15 protein-coding genes and 2 tRNA genes are annotated in these 18,937 nt (G+C 69.8%); 12 read left to right on the top strand and 5 right to left on the bottom strand.

The genetic code is table 11. The features are described from left to right. Positions 1–17: 17 nt before the first annotated feature. Together OG538_RS11835 and OG538_RS11830 are read right to left on the bottom strand one after the other, a co-directional pair. On the bottom strand, positions 18–1,589 hold the full coding sequence (locus tag OG538_RS11835; protein WP_406092792.1) for an ABC1 kinase family protein: 1,572 nt from the start codon (positions 1,587–1,589) through the stop codon (positions 18–20). 41 nt (positions 1,590–1,630) lie between these two features. Further along, positions 1,631–2,776, bottom strand: a complete 1,146-nt coding sequence (locus OG538_RS11830; RefSeq protein ID WP_406092790.1) for a ThiF family adenylyltransferase — start codon at positions 2,774–2,776, stop codon at positions 1,631–1,633. A gap of 186 nt (positions 2,777–2,962) precedes the next feature. Between OG538_RS11830 and OG538_RS11825 the strand changes: the two genes are divergently transcribed. From OG538_RS11825 to OG538_RS11810, 4 genes are all read left to right on the top strand, one after another. Then, positions 2,963–3,586: a M48 family metallopeptidase gene (locus OG538_RS11825; RefSeq protein ID WP_406092788.1), complete on the top strand. Its 624-nt coding sequence runs from the start codon at positions 2,963–2,965 to the stop codon at positions 3,584–3,586. 106 nt (positions 3,587–3,692) lie between these two features. Beyond that, positions 3,693–5,294, top strand: coding sequence for a TerD family protein (locus OG538_RS11820; protein WP_406092786.1), 1,602 nt, complete (start codon positions 3,693–3,695; stop codon positions 5,292–5,294). A gap of 11 nt (positions 5,295–5,305) precedes the next feature. Beyond that, a complete protein-coding gene (locus OG538_RS11815; RefSeq protein WP_148020615.1) occupies positions 5,306–5,986 on the top strand; it encodes an AIM24 family protein in 681 nt (226 codons plus the stop codon). A 19-nt stretch (positions 5,987–6,005) separates the two neighbouring features. Then, a complete protein-coding gene (locus OG538_RS11810; RefSeq protein WP_406092784.1) occupies positions 6,006–6,761 on the top strand; it encodes an AIM24 family protein in 756 nt (251 codons plus the stop codon). A 105-nt stretch (positions 6,762–6,866) separates the two neighbouring features. On the opposite strand, the gene OG538_RS11805 is transcribed toward OG538_RS11810, so the two are convergent. Continuing rightward, entirely contained in the window at positions 6,867–7,433 is a 567-nt protein-coding gene (locus OG538_RS11805; RefSeq protein WP_406092782.1) for an NUDIX hydrolase, read from the bottom strand. Further along, positions 7,430–8,917: a zinc-dependent metalloprotease gene (locus tag OG538_RS11800; RefSeq protein WP_406092781.1), complete on the bottom strand. Its 1,488-nt coding sequence runs from the start codon at positions 8,915–8,917 to the stop codon at positions 7,430–7,432. Before OG538_RS11800 ends, OG538_RS11805 begins: the two co-directional genes overlap by 4 nt. Before the next feature lie 190 nt (positions 8,918–9,107). Here OG538_RS11800 and OG538_RS11795 point away from each other — a divergent pair, with 190 nt between their 5' ends. The 4 genes from OG538_RS11795 (at position 9,108) to OG538_RS11780 (ending at position 12,414) form a co-directional block, all read left to right on the top strand. Next, on the top strand, positions 9,108–10,250 hold the full coding sequence (locus OG538_RS11795; RefSeq protein WP_406092779.1) for an SDR family oxidoreductase: 1,143 nt from the start codon (positions 9,108–9,110) through the stop codon (positions 10,248–10,250). A gap of 152 nt (positions 10,251–10,402) precedes the next feature. Beyond that, complete coding sequence (locus tag OG538_RS11790; protein WP_406092777.1) at positions 10,403–10,864, top strand: molybdenum cofactor biosynthesis protein MoaE; 462 nt, start codon at positions 10,403–10,405, stop codon at positions 10,862–10,864. 128 nt (positions 10,865–10,992) lie between these two features. Next, positions 10,993–11,181: a hypothetical protein gene (locus OG538_RS11785; protein WP_148020620.1), complete on the top strand. Its 189-nt coding sequence runs from the start codon at positions 10,993–10,995 to the stop codon at positions 11,179–11,181. Positions 11,182–11,325: 144 nt separating this feature from the next. Beyond that, entirely contained in the window at positions 11,326–12,414 is a 1,089-nt protein-coding gene (locus OG538_RS11780; RefSeq protein ID WP_406092775.1) for a PDZ domain-containing protein, read from the top strand. Positions 12,415–12,441: 27 nt separating this feature from the next. Here the strand turns inward: OG538_RS11780 and OG538_RS11775 are convergent, their stop codons facing one another. After that, complete coding sequence (locus OG538_RS11775) at positions 12,442–13,011, bottom strand: PPA1309 family protein (RefSeq protein ID WP_406092774.1); 570 nt, start codon at positions 13,009–13,011, stop codon at positions 12,442–12,444. A 127-nt stretch (positions 13,012–13,138) separates the two neighbouring features. Between OG538_RS11775 and OG538_RS11770 the strand changes: the two genes are divergently transcribed. The 4 genes from OG538_RS11770 (at position 13,139) to OG538_RS11755 (ending at position 18,888) form a co-directional block, all read left to right on the top strand. Continuing rightward, entirely contained in the window at positions 13,139–16,072 is a 2,934-nt protein-coding gene (locus OG538_RS11770) for a UPF0182 family protein (RefSeq protein ID WP_406100083.1), read from the top strand. Between the two features lie 107 nt (positions 16,073–16,179). Further along, positions 16,180–16,253: transfer RNA gene (locus tag OG538_RS11765), tRNA-Met, on the top strand. A 214-nt stretch (positions 16,254–16,467) separates the two neighbouring features. Beyond that, positions 16,468–18,522, top strand: a complete 2,055-nt coding sequence (locus OG538_RS11760; RefSeq protein ID WP_406092772.1) for a sel1 repeat family protein — start codon at positions 16,468–16,470, stop codon at positions 18,520–18,522. Positions 18,523–18,814: 292 nt separating this feature from the next. After that, positions 18,815–18,888, top strand: a tRNA-Met gene (locus OG538_RS11755). Positions 18,889–18,937: the final 49 nt, after the last annotated feature.

The following is an 18,937-nucleotide window of genomic DNA, read 5'->3' as shown; positions in this document are numbered from 1 at the left end:
CGTCTGGGCGGGGCCGGCTACTTGACCTCCGCGCCGACGGCCCCCGCCGTGGGCTCCTCCGCCGTGGGCTCCTCCGGCGTCTCGGTCTCGACCGAAGCTTCCTCGGCCGCCCGATCCTCCTTGCCCGCCCGATCCTCCTCGGCCTGAGCATCTCCGCCCGTTCGCTTCTCCGCGATGCACCCTTCCTCGTCCTGGGGCAGGAATCCCGGAAGCCAGGACTCCAGTTCCTCGCGCAGCCGCACCGTGGCGCCGAGCTGGCACAGCACCCCGATCGTGCTCAGCGTCACCCGGTGTATCAGCAGGTAGGCGGGCGGCAGATTCAGCTGCTTGCCCAGCTGATGGGCGGGAGAACGCGGGTCCGCTATGCGGGCGGCCTGATTGCGCATCCAGGTCCGGCTGAAGGTGAACTCGTCCACCTCGGCCGGTTCGATGATCGGGAGGAGGTAGTCGAGGACCGCGTCCGGCTCGAGATCGATCGAGTCTTTGACGAACCCCTCCTCTCGCAGGAGCTCGTACACGGAGTCCGCATCTCCCTGCAGGGTCAGCCGCAAGGAGTCTCCGATGGTCTGCGGCAGACCTCCCGGCAGCCGGTCCACCGTGCCGAAGTCGAGCACCCCCAGGCGCCACTGTGCCGCGCCGGTCTCCACGGCGCCGTCCTGATCGACTTCGCCGTCCGTCTGATCAGGTGCGTCACCCGTCGCGAACGACGGGTCCGCGGGCAGCAGCCGGAAATTGCCCGGGTGGGGGTCCGCATGCAGCAGGCCCGTGCGTGCGGGGCCGGAGAACAGGAACCGGGCCAGCAGCTGACCGGCCCGGTCCCGCTGCTCAGGAGTCCCGTCGGCGATCACGTCGGCCAGCGGCACCCCGTCGATCCACTCGGTGACCAGCACCTGATCGGACTGGTGGACCACTCCGGGCACCACTACATCGGGATCGTCCGCGAACTCCTCGGCGTGTTCCCGCTGCGACTGAGCCTCTTGTTCGTAGTCCAGCTCCTCCGACACCCGGTCGCGCAGCTCCGTGATGAGCGGCTTGATGTCCATGCCGGGGATCAGCGGGCCTAGCAGCCGTGCGAACCGGCTGAGCTGTGTGAGATCCGAGAGCAGCGCCTCACCGGCGCCTGGGTATTGCACCTTCACGGCGACATCGCGGCCGTCGTGCCACACCGCCCGGTGCACCTGTCCGATCGAGGCGGCGGCGGACGGTTTGTCCTGGAATTCGAGGAACAGCTCCCGCCAGTCCTCGCCGAGCCGTTCGGCCAGCACTGCGTGCACCGTGGCGCTGGGCAGGGGAGGGGCGGCCTCCTGAAGTTTCGTCAGGGCCGCGCGGTAGGGACCCGCGACCTCTTCCGGCAGTGCGGACTCGAAGACGGACAGGGCCTGTCCGAGCTTCATGGCCCCGCCCTTCAGCTCGCCCAGCACCTTGAACAGCTGATCGGCGGTGCGCTGCTGGACCTCCCGGGCGACGAGTTCCGCGGATTTCCCGCCGATGCGCTTTCCCAGCCCCCACGTGGCGCGACCGGCGAACCCCAAAGGCAGCGCGGCCAGCTTGGCGGTTCGGGTGACCGCCTTCCGGGGAAGATCAGACATATGCCCCTCCAAATCCCAGACTGCCGCGCTGCGTGCGGCGGTTACCCGGCCATTGTGTCGTGCGCCGTGCCGGCCCCGGAGGTGCGCACCCCCTCAGTGTGCCCACCCGCTCCACAGGAACAGTCGATGTGCGCCCTGATCTGCTCGGACCGCCAGTCCAACAGCGGCAGCGCTGCCTCCCATCGCGCCCCCGTGCTGGCCGGCAGCTCGCCGTCGAGGAAGGCCAGCGCATGGGAAGCCGCAAGTCCCGCCACCGCTGTCGCGAGTCCCAGGTCGCATGCCTGCACGGCGGTGCGCCTCCCGGACTGCCACTGAGCGAGCATCCGCGGCCACTGTGGGTCCCGGTCCCGCCGGTTCAGATCGAGGCAGCCCGCGCAGGCCGTGCCCCCCGGCAGCACCAGTGGTCCGACGAACCCGGTGGCCTCGATGACCCCGGCATAGAGGTGGGGTGTGCCCGAGGCGATCCACGGCTCGGCGGTGCGCGGGTCCGGAACGTAGACGGACAGGCCGTCGCGAGGGGCGACGACGATGAGGGACAACCCGGGCTCACCGCTCGCACATCCGGATGCGGGCTGCACGGCCCGAGGCGCAGGGGCGGGGGCGGAGCGGCGGACCAGCTGCCGCGCCGCCGAATCCCGGCGCTCGCCGACCGCCGAGGCCGGAAGGCCCCCGGGTGACACGTCGCTCGGTGCGGCGCATCCGCCGTCCAGGACTTCGACCCGGCCCACTCCGGCTCCGGAGAGCACCGCCGCGATCGCCGCCCCGACCCTGCCCGCTCCGCGCACCTGGACCCGCATGGAGCGACGGGCGGCCAGCCGTCGCATCCCTCCTCCCGGCTCGGGATGAACGACGGAGAGTGACGCCAGGTCGGGTCGGTGACGCTCCAGCGCGTCTGCCCGGTTCCTCAACGCATCGGCCTCCGGACCGCCCGCCCGCACGTCGTCGACGAGTCCGGCGTCCATCAACCGAGCGACCAGCGCGTCCACTTGATGATCATTCAGGTCCAGTCCCCTGGCTTCCTCGCGCAGCAGGGGCATCCCGCGCGTTCCGTCGAGCAGTTCCAGGAAACAGCCCGTGGCGATATCCATCGGGCCGACCTTGACCGCATGTGCGGGTGTCACACCGAATTGCACGGTGCCGCTGCCGCGCCATGCGCGGCGCAGTGCGGGCTTCAACATCGGATGCACGGCTTCCCCCGGTCTGTGTGGCTGCGTGAGATCCATTGCCAGAATGAGGTGCGCCGCAGAACCGTGCGAAGAGTTATCCACAGGTGAGGGGTATTAGTCGTTCAAATGGTGCAAGCCATGGGGTGGATCATGTGTAACCGCCCCGGAGGCGGGACTTCCCCCACTGGCAGCGGGTAACGTCGTGGCGTGCCCGCCGACCCGTCACCCGGCTTCGCCGGGGAGACTTCCGCGCGCGGCGCCGGAACCCACCGGCGCAGTGCGGCCGACCATCCACCCCGTGCCTCGGCGACGAGTGCGGTCGAGGTTCGCAGGAGCGCCCGCCGCAGCAGAACGGTCTCCGCGTACCGCGAGGGCGACCGCACGATCGTGCTGATCCCTGCCCGGATGTCCGAGGCCGAGGAGCAGCGGTGGGTGAGCGTGATGCTCGACAAGCTCGCCGCTCAGGAGAACAAGCGGATCCTCGGCGACAGCGAGCTCGCCGAGCGGGCGGAGCGGCTGTCCGCCCAGTATTTCGAGGGCCGGGCCCGGCCCGTCTCGGTGAGGTGGGTGACCAATCAGAACACCCGGTGGGGGTCGTGCACCCCGGCCGAGGGCAGCATCCGGTTGTCGCACCGGCTGCAGGGCATGCCGGAGTACGTCGTCGACTACGTGCTCGTCCATGAGTTGGCCCACCTCCTGGTGCCCGGGCACGGGCCGCGGTTCTGGCGGCTCCTCGACGCCTACCCCCGAACCGAGCGGGCGCGGGGTTATCTCGAAGGGGTAGTGGCGGCCGACCGGCTGCCGCACCTGCCTGCCGCGCGCGGCGAGTGACGTTCGCGATTTTGTACCGGGTCTGTACCGGCTTGGCCCAATGCCGGAGTTTGCGGTTAGCCTGACGCGACGCATTCACCTTCCGGATGGGGGACGGTCGTTACGCATGGCCAGGGAATTCCAGCGCGGCCACAAGGCCAAGATCAGCGATCTCACGCCGGGGACGGACCTGTACGTAGGTGTGCAGATCGCCGGCCCGGGACTGACCTTTGACATCAGCTGCTTCGGCCTCGATGCCAATGAGCAGCTCTCGGACGACCGTTATTTCATCTTCTTCAATCAGCCGAAATCGCCTGAGGAGTCCATTCAGCTCCTCGGTGCGCAGGCCGGCGACACGGAGTCGTTCCGCGTCACTCTGGACCGCATTCCGGCGAACATCCACAAGCTGTCCTTCACCGCGACGCTGGATGGTGCCGGACAGATGTCCCAGGTCGGTCCCGGGTACATCCGGATCGTCGCGGGCGGCGAGGAAGTCGTCAGGTACGCCTTCACGGGCTCGGAGTTCACCACCGAGCGTGCGGTGATGCTCGGTGACTTCTACCTCAAGGACGTATGGCGGTTCGCCGCTGTGGGTCAGGGCTTCGACGGCGGGCTCGACGCGCTGCTGAAGAACTTCGGCGGAGAGGTCGCCGAGGAGGCCCCCGCCCCTGCCCAGCCGCAGGCCGCGGCCCCTTCGTTCGCCCCGCCCGCACAGGCGTCGGCCCCCGCGCCGTCCTTCGGCGCCCCCGCCGCCCCGCAGGCGCCGCAGCCCGCGCCGTCCTTCGGTGCGCCGGCGGCTCAGGCTCCCGCGCCGCAGCAGCAGATGCACGCCGCGCCGACGATTGCGGCGCCGCTGGCCCCCCAGGGCGGCAGCATGCCGCCCCCGCCCCCGCCCGCTCCCTACGGTCAGCCGGGTCAGCAGCCGCAGTTCGGACAGGTCCCGGCCCAGGCGCCCGGCGCCTTCGGCCAGCCTGCCCCCGCTCCGTTCGGGCAGCCTGCTCCCGCTCCGTACGGACAGCAGCCACCGGGAGTTCCGCAGGGCATGCCCCAAGGAGTCCCGCAGGCGGGTGCCGGCCTGCTGGCAGCGCTCCAGCCGTACAAGGAGACGGCCACCGGGCAGCGCTGGACCCCGCAGAACCAGCAGCTCATGCGCGTCGACCTCACCATGGGCGGAGCCGGAGTGCTGGCCCGGCAGGGCAGCATGGTGATGTACCAGGGCAAGGTCGACTTCAGTTACAAGGGTGCCGGTTTCGCGGGCCGGATGGTCGGCAATGCCACCGGTCAGGAAATGCAGCTGATGCGCTGTACCGGCCGCGGCCAGGTCTTCCTCGCCGAGGACGGCTCCCATCTGCACGCCATCGAGCTCCAGGGCGACGGCATCTGTGTCTCGGCGGAGAGCGTCCTCGCCTTCGACGAGTCGCTGCAGTACGAGGTCCGCAGGATCGAGGGTCACGGCATCCCCGGCGGCGCCCTGTTCACCATGCAGTTCCAGGGCACCGGCACCATCGTCGTCAAGACCCACGGTGTTCCCGTCGTCCTGCCGGTCACCCCGACCACGTTCGCCGACTGCAACGCCGTCGTGGCATGGTCGTCGGCGTCCCAGGTGATCATCTCCAGCCAGGTCCGGCTGCGCCGCAACGCCTACCCGGGCCACAGCGGAGAGACCGTGAACCTCCAGTTCCGGGGCGCCCCCGGCAACTTCATCGTCGTCCAGCCCTACGAGGTCTGAGGGAGCCCGTCATGAATCAGCAACTCGCGGGCTACGCCCCGACCCCCGTCACGGCCCGGATGGAGAACCACGGCCATTCGATGCTGAAGGTCGCCATGGCGACCGGCCAGGACCTCTACGCACGCACCGGCTCGATGGTGGCGTACGAGGGCTTCATCCAGTACGAGCCCAACCCGCCGGCCGTCCGTCAGATCGCCTCGCAGTGGATCACCGGCGAGGGCGCGCCCCTGATGAAGTGCGCGGGCGACGGACTGCTCTACCTCGCCGACTACGGCGCCGATGTGGTCGTCATCAATCTCAACAACGACTCCCTCTCGGTCAACGGCACCAACGTCCTCGCCTTCGACGGCCATCTCACCTGGGGCGTCGAAAGGGTCAAGGGGCTGGCCAAGTTCGCCGGCCAGGGCCTGTGGAACGTCTGCATCTCCGGCACCGGCTGGGTCGCGATCACCTCACGCGGCACGCCGATCGTCGTCGACTGCGGACGGGGCGAGGACGAGACGTACGTCGACCCGGACGCCCTCGTGGCGTGGTCCCCGAACCTCAAGGTGAAGGGCAAGCGCAGCTTCAAGGCCTCCTCGCTCATCGGGCGGGGCAGCGGCGAGGCCTTCCAGATGGCCTTCTCCGGCCAGGGGATCGTCGTCGTCCAGCCGAGCGAGGACAGTACCGACCGCTTGCGCGTCCGGAACTGACGGGGAGGGAGAACACACCATGCAGAGTCCGCTTTTCAGTTACACGGAACAGCAGTCCCAGGAGCGGTACACGGTTCAGAACCCGCAGCTGCTGCGGGTTTCGCTGACCGGCCACGACGACGTCCTCGCCCGCAAGGGCGCCATGGTCGCGTACCAGGGCCTGATGGAGTTCGACGGCGAGTACCAGTCGCACGGACAGCGCCGCGCGCGTGCCACCACGGGTGAGGGCCTCGACCTGATGCGCTGCTCCGGGCAGGGCACCGTCTTCCTGGCCAACCTCGCGCAGTACGTGCACGTGGTGGACGTCGACCGCGATGGTCTGACGGTGGACAGCTCCTATGTCCTGGCGCTCGACTCGTCCCTGCACACCGAGGTCATCGCGGTGGACAGCCAGTACGGCATCTCGGGCACCGGCAAGTACCAGCTCAACATCTCCGGCACCGGCAAGGTCGCGCTGATGACCTCCGGCCAGCCGCTGATGATGCAGGTCACGCCCGACAAGTACGTCAACGCGGACGCCGACGCGATCGTGGCCTGGTCCAGCTCCCTGCGCGTGCAGATGCAGGCCCAGACGCACTCCTCGGGCGTCTTCCGCCGACGTGGCAACACGGGCGAGGGCTGGGAGCTCAGCTTCCTCGGCCAGGGCTTCGCCCTGGTGCAGCCGAGCGAGGTGCTGCCGCCGCAGGGCGCCCAGATCGGCCAGGGCCTGGCCGCCCAGTTCGGCGTGGGCCAGCAGGGCTCCCACGCCCAGAACCAGAACAACGCGTGGAACTGAGCTGTGCGGCCCGGCCCCCTGTGCCAGGGGTGAGGCGGGCGGGGTGACATGGACAAGGGGCGGCCTCCCAGGAGGCCGCCCCTTGTCCGTACCGTCAGCTTCCGGTTACCGGCCGGCGTCCAGGGCTGCGCGTGTACGTTCCATCAGGCGGACCACCGAGGAGTCGGCGACCCCGGCGACCTCGTCGTAGGCGAACCAGCGCAGGTCGAGCGACTCCTCGCTGATCCGCTCCGCCACGCCCGACGGTGCCAGCGCCGCGTACTGGACGTCCAGGTGCCAGTGGCACGGTGCGGGGATCGGATGACGGTCCAGGACCACCGGGCCGCCCGCCAGCAGAACCAGGCCGGCGATACCTGACTCCTCCGTCGCCTCGCGCAGCGCGGCGGCGGCCAGGGTGGCGTCCCCGGGTTCGCAGTGGCCACCCATCTGCAGCCACATCCGCAGTTTCCGGTGCAGCGTGAGCAGCACCTTTCCGCGCTCCGGGTCGACGACCAGGGCGCTGGCCGTCAGGTGCCCGGCCCCGCAGGCCTTCCACATTCCGTCGGGATGCAGTGCCAGATGGTTCAGATAGGCGCTGCGCAGCTCCTCCTGCGCGTCGTCGGGCCGGTCCGTGCCGTGCGCCCCGTTCCGGTAGTTGTTCAGTACGAGAACGGCGTCGTCGTGCAGGCTCACTTGTCGGTGTCGTCCTTGCCGGTGCCGCCCTCGGCCCCGTCGTCCGTGTCCTCGTTGCTGCCGTTGCCGGTGGCGTCGTCGGACCCCGCGGAACCCTTGGCGCCGGGGGCGGGCTTCTGCGGCTCGTTCGCCGCCTCGCCGAGCATCTTGTCCAGTTCGGAGAAGTCCAGCTGCTCGTGATGGACGAAACCGTCCGGATCGTCCAGGTCCTGGGCGGTGGGCAGCATGTCGGGGTGCTCCCACAGTGCGTCGCGCCCGTCGAGACCCCGCGCGTCGGTGAGCGAGGCCCACAGTCGCGAGGCGTCACGCAGCCGCCGCGGACGCAGCTGGAGACCGATGAGCGTGGCGAAGGTCTGCTCGGCGGGCCCACCCGACGCGCGGCGCCGGCGCATGGTCTCGCGCAGTGCGTCGGCGGAGGTCAGCCGCGGCTTCGCTGCCTCGTGGACCACGGCGTCCACCCAGCCCTCGACGAGCGCGAGAGCCGTTTCCAGGCGGGCCAGGGAGGCCTTCTGCTCCGGGGTGTCCTCCGGCTGGAACATGCCCTGCTGAAGGGCGTCCTGCAACTGCTCCGGCTGCGACGGGTCGAACTGGCCGACCACGTCCTCCAGCTTGCTGGTGTCGACCTTGATGCCACGCGCGTAGCCCTCGACCGCACCGAACAGATGCGAGCGCAGCCACGGCACATGGGCGAAGAGCCGCTGGTGAGCGGACTCGCGCAGCGCCAGGTACAGCCGCACCTCGTCCTGCGGAACGCTCAGGTCCTTGCCGAACCGCTCGACGTTCAGCGGAAGCAGTGCGGCCTTGCCGGCCGGTCCGAGCGGCAGCCCGATGTCCGTCGAACCGACCACCTCGCCGGCGAGCACGCCGACGGCCTGTCCGATCTGCTGACCGAACATCGCGCCGCCCATCGACCGCATCATGCCGATCAGCGGGCCCGCCATCGCCTGCATCTCCTCGGGCAGCACATCACCCATGGCGAGGCCGACACGCTCGGCCACCGGGTCCACCAGCTTCTGCCAGGCGGGCAGCGACGCCTCGACCCACTCGGCCCGGCTCCACGCCACGGTCGAGACGGAACCGGAGGGCAGCGACGTCACGCCGTCCAGCCAGTGGTCCGCCAGCCGCAGTGCCTCGTCGACCGCGGCACGCTCGGACGGGCCGACGCTCGCGTCCTTGGTGCCGTCCGGCGTGCCCTGCGAGACCGTCTGGCGGGCGATCTGCTTGGCCATGTCCCAGTTCACGGGACCGCCCTCGTAGCTCAGCATCTGGCCGAGCTGCTGGAAGGCGGCGCCCAGGTCGTTCGGGTTCATCGAGCCGAACATGGCGGCGAAGGGGTTGTCACCACCCGCGCCGGGGCCGAAGCCGAACGGGTTCGCCGGACCGCCCGAACCCTGCCCACCTCCGGTGGGGTCGTTCTTCTTGCCCTTGTCGCCGTCGTCCGGCTCCTCCGGCGGAAGGCCGAATCCGAATGGGGTGTCACTCACGGGTTTCCTCGGCTCGTAGGGCCGCCGGCTCGAACCGACGGCGACTGCCCGACATCACCATCCAGCGTAGACACCAAGTCCGCTCGGGGCCTCAGTGCTCCGCCTGCTCCCGGCCTGCGGCAGGATGGACGCCACCTGGTACGTACGCGTCATTCGGGTACGTACTGAAGACAACCGCTGGAGACGCCCGGTGAGTTCCCCAGATCCTCAGGTTCGCGCAGCGCGAAACCTGGCCGACCCTTCGCCCGAGAACAAGTCCGTCCGCAGCCGCTCCAGAAGCCGCGGCCCCGTCGTGGCCGTCACCGGAGCCGCGACGGGTGTCGGTGAGCTGCTCGCCGCACGCCTGGCGGCATCCGAAGAGATCAAGCAGGTCATCGCCATCGACGAGCGCCGCGGAGAGGTCTCCGAGGCTACGTGGCACATCCTCGATGTGCGCGATCCCGCGATCGCGGAAAAACTGCGCGGTGCCGATGTGGTGGTGCACCTGGCACTCGATCTCGATCTGGAGACCGATCCCGCCGCCCGCACCGCCTACAACGTGCGCGGGACCCAGACCGTGCTGACCGCGGCCGCGGCCGTCGGTGTGCACCGCGTCGTGCTGTGCACCTCGGCGATGGTCTACGGCGCTCTGCCGGACAACGACGTCCCGCTCGCCGAGGACGCGGAGCTGCGCGCCACGGCCGAGGCGACCGGTGTCGGCGACCTCCTGGAGATCGAACGGCTCGGCCGACGCGCGCCCCGCGCCCACCCCGGACTGCACGTCACCGTGGTCCGCCCCACCGTGCTCGTCGGTGGCACGGATACGGCGCTGACCCGCTACTTCGAGTCGCCGCGCCTCCTGGTCGTCGCCGGATCCCGCCCCACCTGGCAGTTCTGCCACGTCGACGACCTGGTCACGGCGCTGGAGTACGCCGCGCTGGAGAAGATCGACGGCGAGTTCGCGGTCGGCTGCGACGGCTGGCTCGAACAGGCCGAGGTCGAGGAGCTCAGCGGCGTCCGCCGGATGGAACTGCCCTCGGCCGTCGCGCTCGGTGCGGCCGCCCGACTGCACCGGATCGGCCTGACGCCGTCCCCGGCCGGAGACCTGGCGTACACGATGCATCCCTGGGTGGTGAGCGTGAGCCGGCTCCACGACGTGGGCTGGCGTCCGAGCTGGACCAACGAGGAGGTGCTCGCGGCGCTCCTCGAAGAGGTCGAGGGACGCCACACCGTCGCCGGGCGCCGGCTCGGCCGCAAGGACGCGACAGCGGCCGGAGCCGCCGGAGCGACCGTGGCGCTGCTCGGCACCGCGGCGCTGGTGCGCCGTGCCCGCAAGGCCCGCCGCCGCTTCTGAGGCCGCCGCGCCGACGGTCTCGTCCGGCCCGCCCCCGCCGCCGAGGCGGTGGGCCCGGGGCCGGCGGCTGTAGGAGGCTCCAAGCCGGCCGGCGGCCCGCGGGGTGAAACCCGTATTCCGCGATGCCGCAGCGGTACGGCACGATGGTTGCCATGGCACCTACCTATGACCACCCCGGCGAGCAGGCGGCGCAGGACCCCATCCGGCTGCTGGAGATCCGTGACACGCCGCTGTCCGTGGACGAGGTCTTCCGCGCGGTCGGCGACGACGCGGCCGGAGGCACCGCGCTGTTCGTCGGCACCGTGCGCAACCACGACAGCGGGCAGGACGTCGGGGCGCTGGGCTATTCGTGCCACCCCTCGGCACAGGACGAGATGCGCCGGGTGGCGGAGAAGATCGTCGCCGGGTTCCCTGTCCGGGCCCTGGCCGCCATCCACCGGGTGGGTGAACTGGAGGTGGGCGATCTCGCGGTGGTCGTGGCGGTCTCCTGCCCGCACCGCGCAGAGGCCTTCGAGGCCTGCCGCAAGCTCATCGACGACCTCAAGCACGAGGTGCCGATCTGGAAGCACCAGCGCTTCTCCGACGGCACGGAGGAGTGGGTCGGCGCTTGCTGAGCGCAAACCGTACAGGCGGGCAGTCCCCCCGATTTGCGTAACCACACCCCTGCCCTGAGCGTTGGTTCTGCAGATGGTTAATCTGCTGATCATTCAGTTGCGGTCGCTCATGGGGCAGGGAGGTCGTCATGGCAGCACTCGCCTGGTTGTTGATTCCGCTTTTCGCTGCGCTCGGTGCTGCGATATGGGGGAGCTGGGCCGCTCGCAATCGCACCACCGGTGATGTCACCGAACTCGCCGGCTACGCCCGGTTCCGTGAAGCGATGGAGCGTTCGCACTCCGCTTCCGAACCGGTCGAGCAGATATCGAACGTCTGACGCCACACCGGCCGTACGCAGTCGCCAATCGGCTGTCCGTCGCCCTCACCTCTGCCGCCCGGCGCCCGTGCCGCGCCCGGCCGCGGCCCCCGTACGGACCGGCCCCGGCGGTGCACTGACAGGCCCTTCCCGTACTGTCGTTCCATGCCACGCCGCACCGCGACGATGCTCGCCTCCACCCTGATCCTGATCGCGCTGCTCTGCGCAGGCGTGCTGATTCCAGTGCGGTACTCGGAGATGTCCCCCGGGCCGACCGTGAACACACTCGGCAAGGTCGATGGCGAGCCCGTCCTGCAGATCACCGGGCACAAGACGTACGAGACCTCCGGCAACCTCAACATGACGACGGTCAGGGTCACCGGCGCCGACTACCACATGAACCTCGTCGAGGCCGTCTACGGATGGCTGGGCCACGACAGCGTGGTCGTTCCGCACGACACGCTCTACCCGGACGGAAAGACCGAGGAGCAGTCGACGCAGGAGAACGCCGAGGAGTTCAGCCAGTCCCAGGAGAGCGCCAAGGTCGCGGCCCTCACCGAGCTGGGGATCCCGGTGTCGTCGCGGGTCGTCGTCTCCACGGTCCTCAAGGACAGTCCCTCACAGGGCAAGCTGCACGCGGGCGACGTGATCAAGGCCGTCGACGGCACCGTGGTCAAGCAGCCCGAGGACGTGGCGAAGCTCGTCACCCGGCACAAGCCCGGCGAGGACGTCACCTTCACGATCATCCCGGCCAAGACAGCGGCCGCGGCCGAGAAGGCCGGCAAGGAACCCAAGGGCACCGAGCAGATCACCATCACCACCGAGAAGGCCCCGAAGGAGAAGAGGGCGATCGTCGGCATCCAGGCGGGGACGGACCACACCTTCCCGTTCGACATCGACATCAAGCTCGCCGACGTGGGCGGTCCGAGCGCCGGTCTGATGTTCTCCCTCGGCATCGTCGACAAGCTGACCCCGGGCCAGTTGACGGGCGGCAAGTTCATCGCCGGCACCGGGACGATCGACGACAAGGGCAAGGTCGGACCGATCGGGGGGATCAACATGAAGCTGGTCGGTGCGCGCAACGCCGGCGCACGCTACTTCCTGACCCCCGACACGAACTGCGAGGCGGCCGCCTCCGACACCCCCGACGGACTCACCCTGGTGAGGGTCAAGACCATCGACGACGCCAAGAAGTCGCTGGAGAAGATCCGCACCGGGAACGCGGCCGGCCTGCCGAGCTGCTCGACGGGCTGACCGCGGCCCCGGTGCGGGACGGCGGGGTCAGGACTCGAAGGTCGCGGCCAGCGCCTCGGCCAGCCCCGGCACCAGGCCGGCGCCGGTCAGGACCTCGTTGGGCGAGTCCTTCTCCCGCAGACGTACGGCCGACTCGCGGGCGCCGTCCCGCAGGACCGCCACGGTCATCCGCACCTCCTGCCGGTCGGGGTGCCCGGCGACCCACTTGGTCAGCTGGGCGTCATTGAGACCGTCCGGTACGGAGGCCTCCGCGGACGGCGGCAGCATCAGCCGCTCCACCGTCATCGCGCACCCGACGACCGCGTCGGGCCAGGCGATCGTGGCGAGGAACTCGTCCAGTGCGGTACCTGCGGGAAGCTCCTCCTGCTCGATAGGGGTGAGTGCGGCGGCCTTCGAGCCGTCGCCGTCGAGGCCGAGCTGAGCGGCGAGTCCGGGCTCCTGCACCCGCAGCCGTGCGGTGTCGACCAGGGCGAAGAGCCGGGCGGGCTGATCCCAGCCGAGGCCGGAGACATATGTGTCGATTTCGAGCACGGCGACGGTGAGCGGGCTCGCGGCCATCGGAGGACCTGAGGGGGAAACGTTGGGCATGGACAACATCCTGCCTCCTTCCGCCCCGGGAACGGGAACTAGGTAAAGCCTCAGTAAGTTGCATAGGTGGGCTCTACGATCGCTGGGCCCGCTCCACACGACCGCGAACTTCGAGGTGCGCACGTTGGCTTTCCAGATGCCGGACCGCGGCGGAGGCCCGACCGGGCCACGGATCAGAGTCGGCCGCCCGTCCCGGCGCGCCCGAACCCTGCTCATGACACTGGGCGTCCTGGCGATCCTCGCCATGGCGTTCGTCATGTTCGCCGGGTTCTGGACGGACTGGCTCTGGTACAGGTCGGTCGCGTATTCATCCGTCTTCACCACCACCCTGTGGACCAAGATCGGACTGTTCCTCGTCTTCGGACTGCTGATGGCCGTCGCCATCGGTGTGAACATCTGGCTCGCGCACCGGCTCCGGCCACCGCTGAGCGCGATGTCGCTGGAGCAGCAGAGCCTGGACCGCTACCGGATGAGTCTCGCCCCGTACAAGAAGTGGGTGCTGCTCGCGATCACCGCGCTCGTCGGTCTGATCGCCGGTGCGTCCGCCTCCGGCCAGTGGCGCACCTGGCTGATGTATGTGAACGGGGTGTCGTTCGGGCAGAAGGACCCCCAGTTCCACCTGGATGTGTCCTTCTACGCCTTCGACCTGCCGTGGTACCGCTTCCTGCTCGGCTTCGGCTTCGCGGCGACGGTGCTCTCGCTGATCGCTGCCGCGCTGACCCACTACCTGTACGGCGGCCTGCGCATCACCAGCCCCGGCGCGCGGGCGACGGGTGCGGCCACCGGTCATCTCTCGGTGCTGCTCGGCATCTTCGTCGCGCTGAAGGCGGTGGCCTACTGGCTCGACCGCTACGGTCTGGCCGTGAAGTCCAGTGACTTCAAGGCCACGGACAACTGGACGGGCCTGCGGTACGTCGACGCCAACGCCTACCTGCCGGCGAAGACCATCCTGTTCTGCATCGCCGCGATCTGTGCCGTGCTGTTCTTCGCGACGCTCTGGCGCCGTACCTGGCAGCTCCCGGTGATCGGGTTCGGGCTGATGGTCCTTTCCGCGATCCTGATCGGCGGGCTCTACCCGGCGATCGTGCAGAAGTTCCAGGTCCAGCCGAACGAGCAGGCCAAGGAAGCCCCGTTCATCCAGAAGAACATCAAGGCCACGCGGGACGCCTACGACATCGATGACGCGAAGGTCACCGATTACGCGGGCAAGTCCATCACGGACGACGAGGCGAAGCTCCGGGCGAGCGCGGACGCCGCGGCCAGTTACCGGGTGATGGACCCCAACGTCGTCTCCCCGGCCTTCCAGCAGCTCCAGCAGAAGAGGAACTACTACCAGTTCCCCAAGACGCTGGACGTCGACCGCTACAAGGACGCGGCCGGCAAGGAGCAGGACACGGTCATCGGTCTGCGCGAGCTCAACCTCCAGGGCATCCCCAAGCGCAACTGGATCAACGACCACTTCACCTACACCCACGGCTACGGCGCGATCGCCGCCCGGGGCACCACCACCGGCAAGAACCCGAAGGGATCTCCCGACTTCACCGAGTCCGGCCTGCCGACCACCGGCGAGCTGGGCGAGTACAAGCAGGAGATCTACTACGGCGAGAAGACCGAGCAGTACTCCATCGTCGGCGGGCCCCAGAAGGAGCTCGACTACGAGGAGGACGGCGAGAAGACCACCAGTTACCAGGGCAAGAGCGGGGTCAGCCTCTCCAGCGCCTTCAACCGCGCCGCCTACGCGGTGGCGTTCAGCGAGCCGCAGATCCTGTACTCGGGAGCCATCGGCGACGGTTCGCGGATTCTCTACAACCGCACACCCAAGGAGCGCGTCGAGGCGGTCGCCCCGTGGCTGACCATCGACGGCGACGCCTACCCGGCGGTGGTCAACCACCGCATCCAGTGGGTCGTCGACGCGTACACCACGACCAACGGCTATCCGTACGCCTCGCGCACGACGCTCGGTGACACCACGGCCGACTCGCTGACCACCAACCAGCGCGCGGTCGTCGCCCAGCAGAACCAGGTCAACTACATCCGCAACTCGGTGAAGGCCACCGTCGACGCGTACGACGGCAAGGTCACGCTGTACGAGTGGGACACCGAGGACCCGGTCCTCAAGACCTGGCGCAAGGCATTCCCGGGGACCGTGAAGTCCAAGGCGGACATCCCGCAGGACCTCATGGACCACCTGCGGTACCCGCAGGACCTGTTCAAGGTTCAGCGCGAACTGCTCACCCGCTACCACGTCACGAGTCCCGCGCAGTTCTACAGCGGCAGTGACGCGTGGCAGGTCCCGGATGATCCGACCAACAAGGAGTCCGGTGCCGTTCCGCCGTACTACCTGAGCATAAAGATGCCGGACCAGACGGCTCAGAAGTTCTCGCTGACGACGACGTTCACCCCGAAGGGGCGACCCGACCTCGGGGCGTTCATGGCGGTGGACGCCGATGCGGCCAGCAAGGACTACGGCACGATAAGACTGCTGAGAGTCACCACCACGGTGAAGGGTCCCGGCCAGGTGCAGAGTGAGCTCAACGGCAACGACGATGTCGCCGAGTTCGTGAGGAACCTCAAGGGCACCGACTCCGACATCGAGTACGGCAACCTGCTCACGGTGCCGCTCGAAGGGGGCTTCCTCTACATCGAGCCGGTGTACACGCGCGGTGGCACGCAGAACTATCCGCTGCTGCGCAAGGTGGCCGCCTCGTACGGATCGAAGATCGTCTTCGAGAACAGTCTCGGTGAGGCGCTCAACGCGGTCTTCGGGGTGGACGGCTCCGATACGACCGAGCCGCCGGCCGACACGACGCGACCACCGGGCGACACGACGGAGCCGCCGGCCACCGGTGACGCCGCGCTGAAGAAGGCGATCGCCGATGCGCAGAAGGCCTACACGGCAGGTGAGACGGCCCTGAAGGAACAGGACTGGACCGCCTACGGCCAGGCCCAGAAGGACCTGCAGGACGCGCTGGAGCGGGCAGCCGCCGCCCAGCCCAAGTCCGGCAGTCCGAGCGCGACGGACGAATCGAAGAAGCCGGCGGCGTCGGCGAGTGCCGACAGCGGTGGCTGAGTAGGACGGACCGGCACATGGGCTCCGCGATGCCGCCCCCCATGTGCCGGCCGGTTCAACTCGGTAAAGCTCCACCTGCGTGTCGTGGTACGGTTTGAACACAACGACGCGGGGTGGAGCAGCTCGGTAGCTCGCTGGGCTCATAACCCAGAGGTCGCAGGTTCAAATCCTGTCCCCGCTACTGAAAGACGAAGGCCCGGATCCTCCAGGGGATCCGGGCCTTCGTCATGTCGCGGTGACTTTCTTGTGCATTCTGCGTGAAGTGCGGTTCATAGGGCACGAGTTGGGCACGAGCGTGTTTGACTTGTCTCTCTGTGGGCATGTCGACAAAACGCTGTAGTGACCTCTTCTGGTCGCGCTATACCAGGTGTACGCGGGTTGCGGGTGGTGCGACGATGGTATTTATGGGGGACAGGGCAACTCTGTTGGAGACAGGGCGGTTTGTGCAGCAGCGCGTCCATCCGGCGGAAAAAGTGGCGGATGTGGCATTTGCTGCTGCCGCCGCGCAGTACAACGACCACATCGAGACCGCCGAGACTGCGGAGTGTGCCGCGACCGTCGAGAGTGCAGAGACCGTAGAGACCGCCGACGGCGTGGAGAACGCCGAGAGTGCGGAGACCGCGGCGAGCGCGGACAACGCCGAGAACGAGGCGCGGCACCGCAGGGCCGCCGATGCAGGCGACACCGAGGCCATGAGTGTTCTCGGCGCGCTGCTGCTGCGCCGAGGCGACCTGAACGGGGCCGAGGCCTATCTGCGCGGGGCGACCGCCGACGGGGACCGCGCAGCGGCCAACAACCTGGGCGTCCTGCTGCACCAGCGCGGGTATGCGGACGAGGCGGCCGGCTGGTGGCGGATCGCGGCGGTCGCCGGTTCCGCCGCGGCCGCACACGCCCTCGGGCGCCACTACCGCGAGCGCGGTGACGAGCCCGGGGCCGAGTACTGGCTGCGCCAGTCCGCCGAGCAGGGCCACGCGCTGGGGGCGTACGCCCTGGCAGACCTGCTGGAACACCGCAGCGACGTGGGCGCAGAACGCTGGCTGCGCGCCGCGGCCGAGCAGGGGCACCGTGAGGCGGCGTACCGGCTGGCCCGCATGCTGGAGCGCAACGCGACGGACGCACATGACGCCTTCGGCCGTCCCGGTCTGGGCCCCCGTACCGGACCGGAGTCCCAGGCGTGCGCCCCGGGGCGCGGGGCCGCCGTGCGCAAGGGCGACGGCCCGGTAGCGGGCCCTGACGCGGGACGCATGGGCGAGGCCGAGCAGTGGTACCGGCAGTCCGCGGCCCGCGGACACCGGCGTGCCGCTCTGCACCTCGGCGCCATCCTCGAACAGCGCGGCGAGCTCAAGGAGGCCGGCCGCTGGTACCTCATCTCCGCCAAGGCCGGTGAGGCGCGCGCCGCCTGCGCGCTCGGCTTCCTGCTGCGCGACGCGGGCGACCGGGAGAGCGCCGCCGTGTGGTGGCTGCGCGCCGCCCAGGAGGGCGACGGCAACGCCGCCAACGCGCTGGGTGCGCTGCACGCGGCCCGGGGTGAGCAGCAGACCGCCGAGCGCTGGTACCGCGCCGCGATGGACGCGGGTGACGTCAACGGCGCGTACAACCTCGGGCTGCTCTGCGCCGCCCAGGACCGCACACCGCAGGCCGAGCAGTGGTACCGGCGCGCGGCCTACGCGGGCCACCGCGAGGCCGCCAACGCGCTGGCCGTCCTCCTGCTCCAGGCGGGCGACGCGACCGGGGCGGAGCCCTGGTTCTCCAAGGCGGCGGAGGCCGGCAGCGTCGACGCCGCCTTCAATCTCGGCATCCTGCACGCCGGGCGGGACGAGGACCGTACGGCTCTGCTCTGGTACGAGCGCGCCGCGGCGGCGGGTCACACCGAGGCGGCCCTCCAGGTGGGCATGGCGCTGTTGCACCACGGCCAGGAGCGCGAGGCCGAGCGCCATCTGCGGTGTGCGGCGGGCGGCGGCAGCGCGGAAGCGGCGTTCCGGCTGGCGGGGCTGCTGGACGCGCGGCAGCCGCCGCCCGGACCGCCGGCGCTGGGCGAGCCCATGCCGGACAAGACCGAGTGCGAAGAGTGGTACGAGCGCGCTGCCGAGCAGAGACACCGCCGAGCCCAGGTGCGCGTCGGCATGCTCGCCGCCGCCCGGGGGGACGTGGAGAGCGCCGGTCGCTGGTACCGGGAGGCGGCCGAGGCGGGCAGCCGTAACGGGGCCTTCAACCTCGGGCTGCTGCTTGCCCGTGAGGGCAGTGAGCGGGAGGCCGCGCTGTGGTGGAGCCGTGCCGCCAACGACGGACACGGGCGGGCCGCGCTGCGCCTCGCCCTGCTGGCCGCGCGCCGCGGTGAACTCGCCGAGGGGCAGCGGTGGTGTGCGCGGGCGGTCGAGCTGGGGCCCGCGGAGGTCTCGGAGCGTGCAGGGCGGCTGCGCGAGGCCCTGCATCAGGAACTGACCGCATAGCGGCCGTCCCCGTCGCCCGGCCGACCCCGTCGGTTGCTCCGAACCGGTCGGGGGCTGGCCCCTATCGACCAGGGGCGCTCCAGCCCGGCGAGGGCCGGAACGGACGCCGCGCTACGTCTGCCACGGCGAGGGCCGGAACGGACGCCGCCAAGTCTGCTTCCGCGGGGGGTGCGGCAGGGTCACCACCCTGGCATCCGCGGGGGGTGCGGCAACACCTTCGGCCCTGCCCCCGCGGCCGGGAAAAGGGATTTGCGCTGGTCCAGGGCGTGACGTACTGTGGGGATCACAACGACGCGGGGTGGAGCAGCTCGGTAGCTCGCTGGGCTCATAACCCAGAGGTCGCAGGTTCAAATCCTGTCCCCGCTACTGAAGACAGAGGGCCGGATCCTTTCGGGGATCCGGCCCTCTGTGCATG

The organism is Streptomyces sp. NBC_01013, from assembly GCF_045162765.1.
Lineage (GTDB): Bacteria > Actinomycetota > Actinomycetes > Streptomycetales > Streptomycetaceae > Streptomyces.
The sequence above is the reverse complement of the archived record's forward strand: the minus strand, read 5'-3'. Positions and strand labels throughout refer to the sequence as shown.

Excerpts from the sequence above, each read along its gene's own strand:
- OG538_RS11760 (WP_406092772.1), top strand. The coding sequence starts at position 16,468 with ATGGTATTTATGGGGGACAGGGCAACTCTGTTGGAGACAGGGCGGTTT.
- OG538_RS11785 (WP_148020620.1), top strand. The coding sequence starts at position 10,993 with ATGGCAGCACTCGCCTGGTTGTTGATTCCGCTTTTCGCTGCGCTCGGT.
- OG538_RS11775 (WP_406092774.1), bottom strand. The coding sequence starts at position 13,011 with ATGTTGTCCATGCCCAACGTTTCCCCCTCAGGTCCTCCGATGGCCGCG.
- OG538_RS11815 (WP_148020615.1), top strand. The coding sequence starts at position 5,306 with ATGAATCAGCAACTCGCGGGCTACGCCCCGACCCCCGTCACGGCCCGG.
- OG538_RS11770 (WP_406100083.1), top strand. The coding sequence starts at position 13,139 with ATGCCGGACCGCGGCGGAGGCCCGACCGGGCCACGGATCAGAGTCGGC.
- OG538_RS11835 (WP_406092792.1), bottom strand. The coding sequence starts at position 1,589 with ATGTCTGATCTTCCCCGGAAGGCGGTCACCCGAACCGCCAAGCTGGCC.
- OG538_RS11820 (WP_406092786.1), top strand. The coding sequence starts at position 3,693 with ATGGCCAGGGAATTCCAGCGCGGCCACAAGGCCAAGATCAGCGATCTC.
- OG538_RS11790 (WP_406092777.1), top strand. The coding sequence starts at position 10,403 with ATGGCACCTACCTATGACCACCCCGGCGAGCAGGCGGCGCAGGACCCC.
- OG538_RS11780 (WP_406092775.1), top strand. The coding sequence starts at position 11,326 with ATGCCACGCCGCACCGCGACGATGCTCGCCTCCACCCTGATCCTGATC.
- OG538_RS11810 (WP_406092784.1), top strand. The coding sequence starts at position 6,006 with ATGCAGAGTCCGCTTTTCAGTTACACGGAACAGCAGTCCCAGGAGCGG.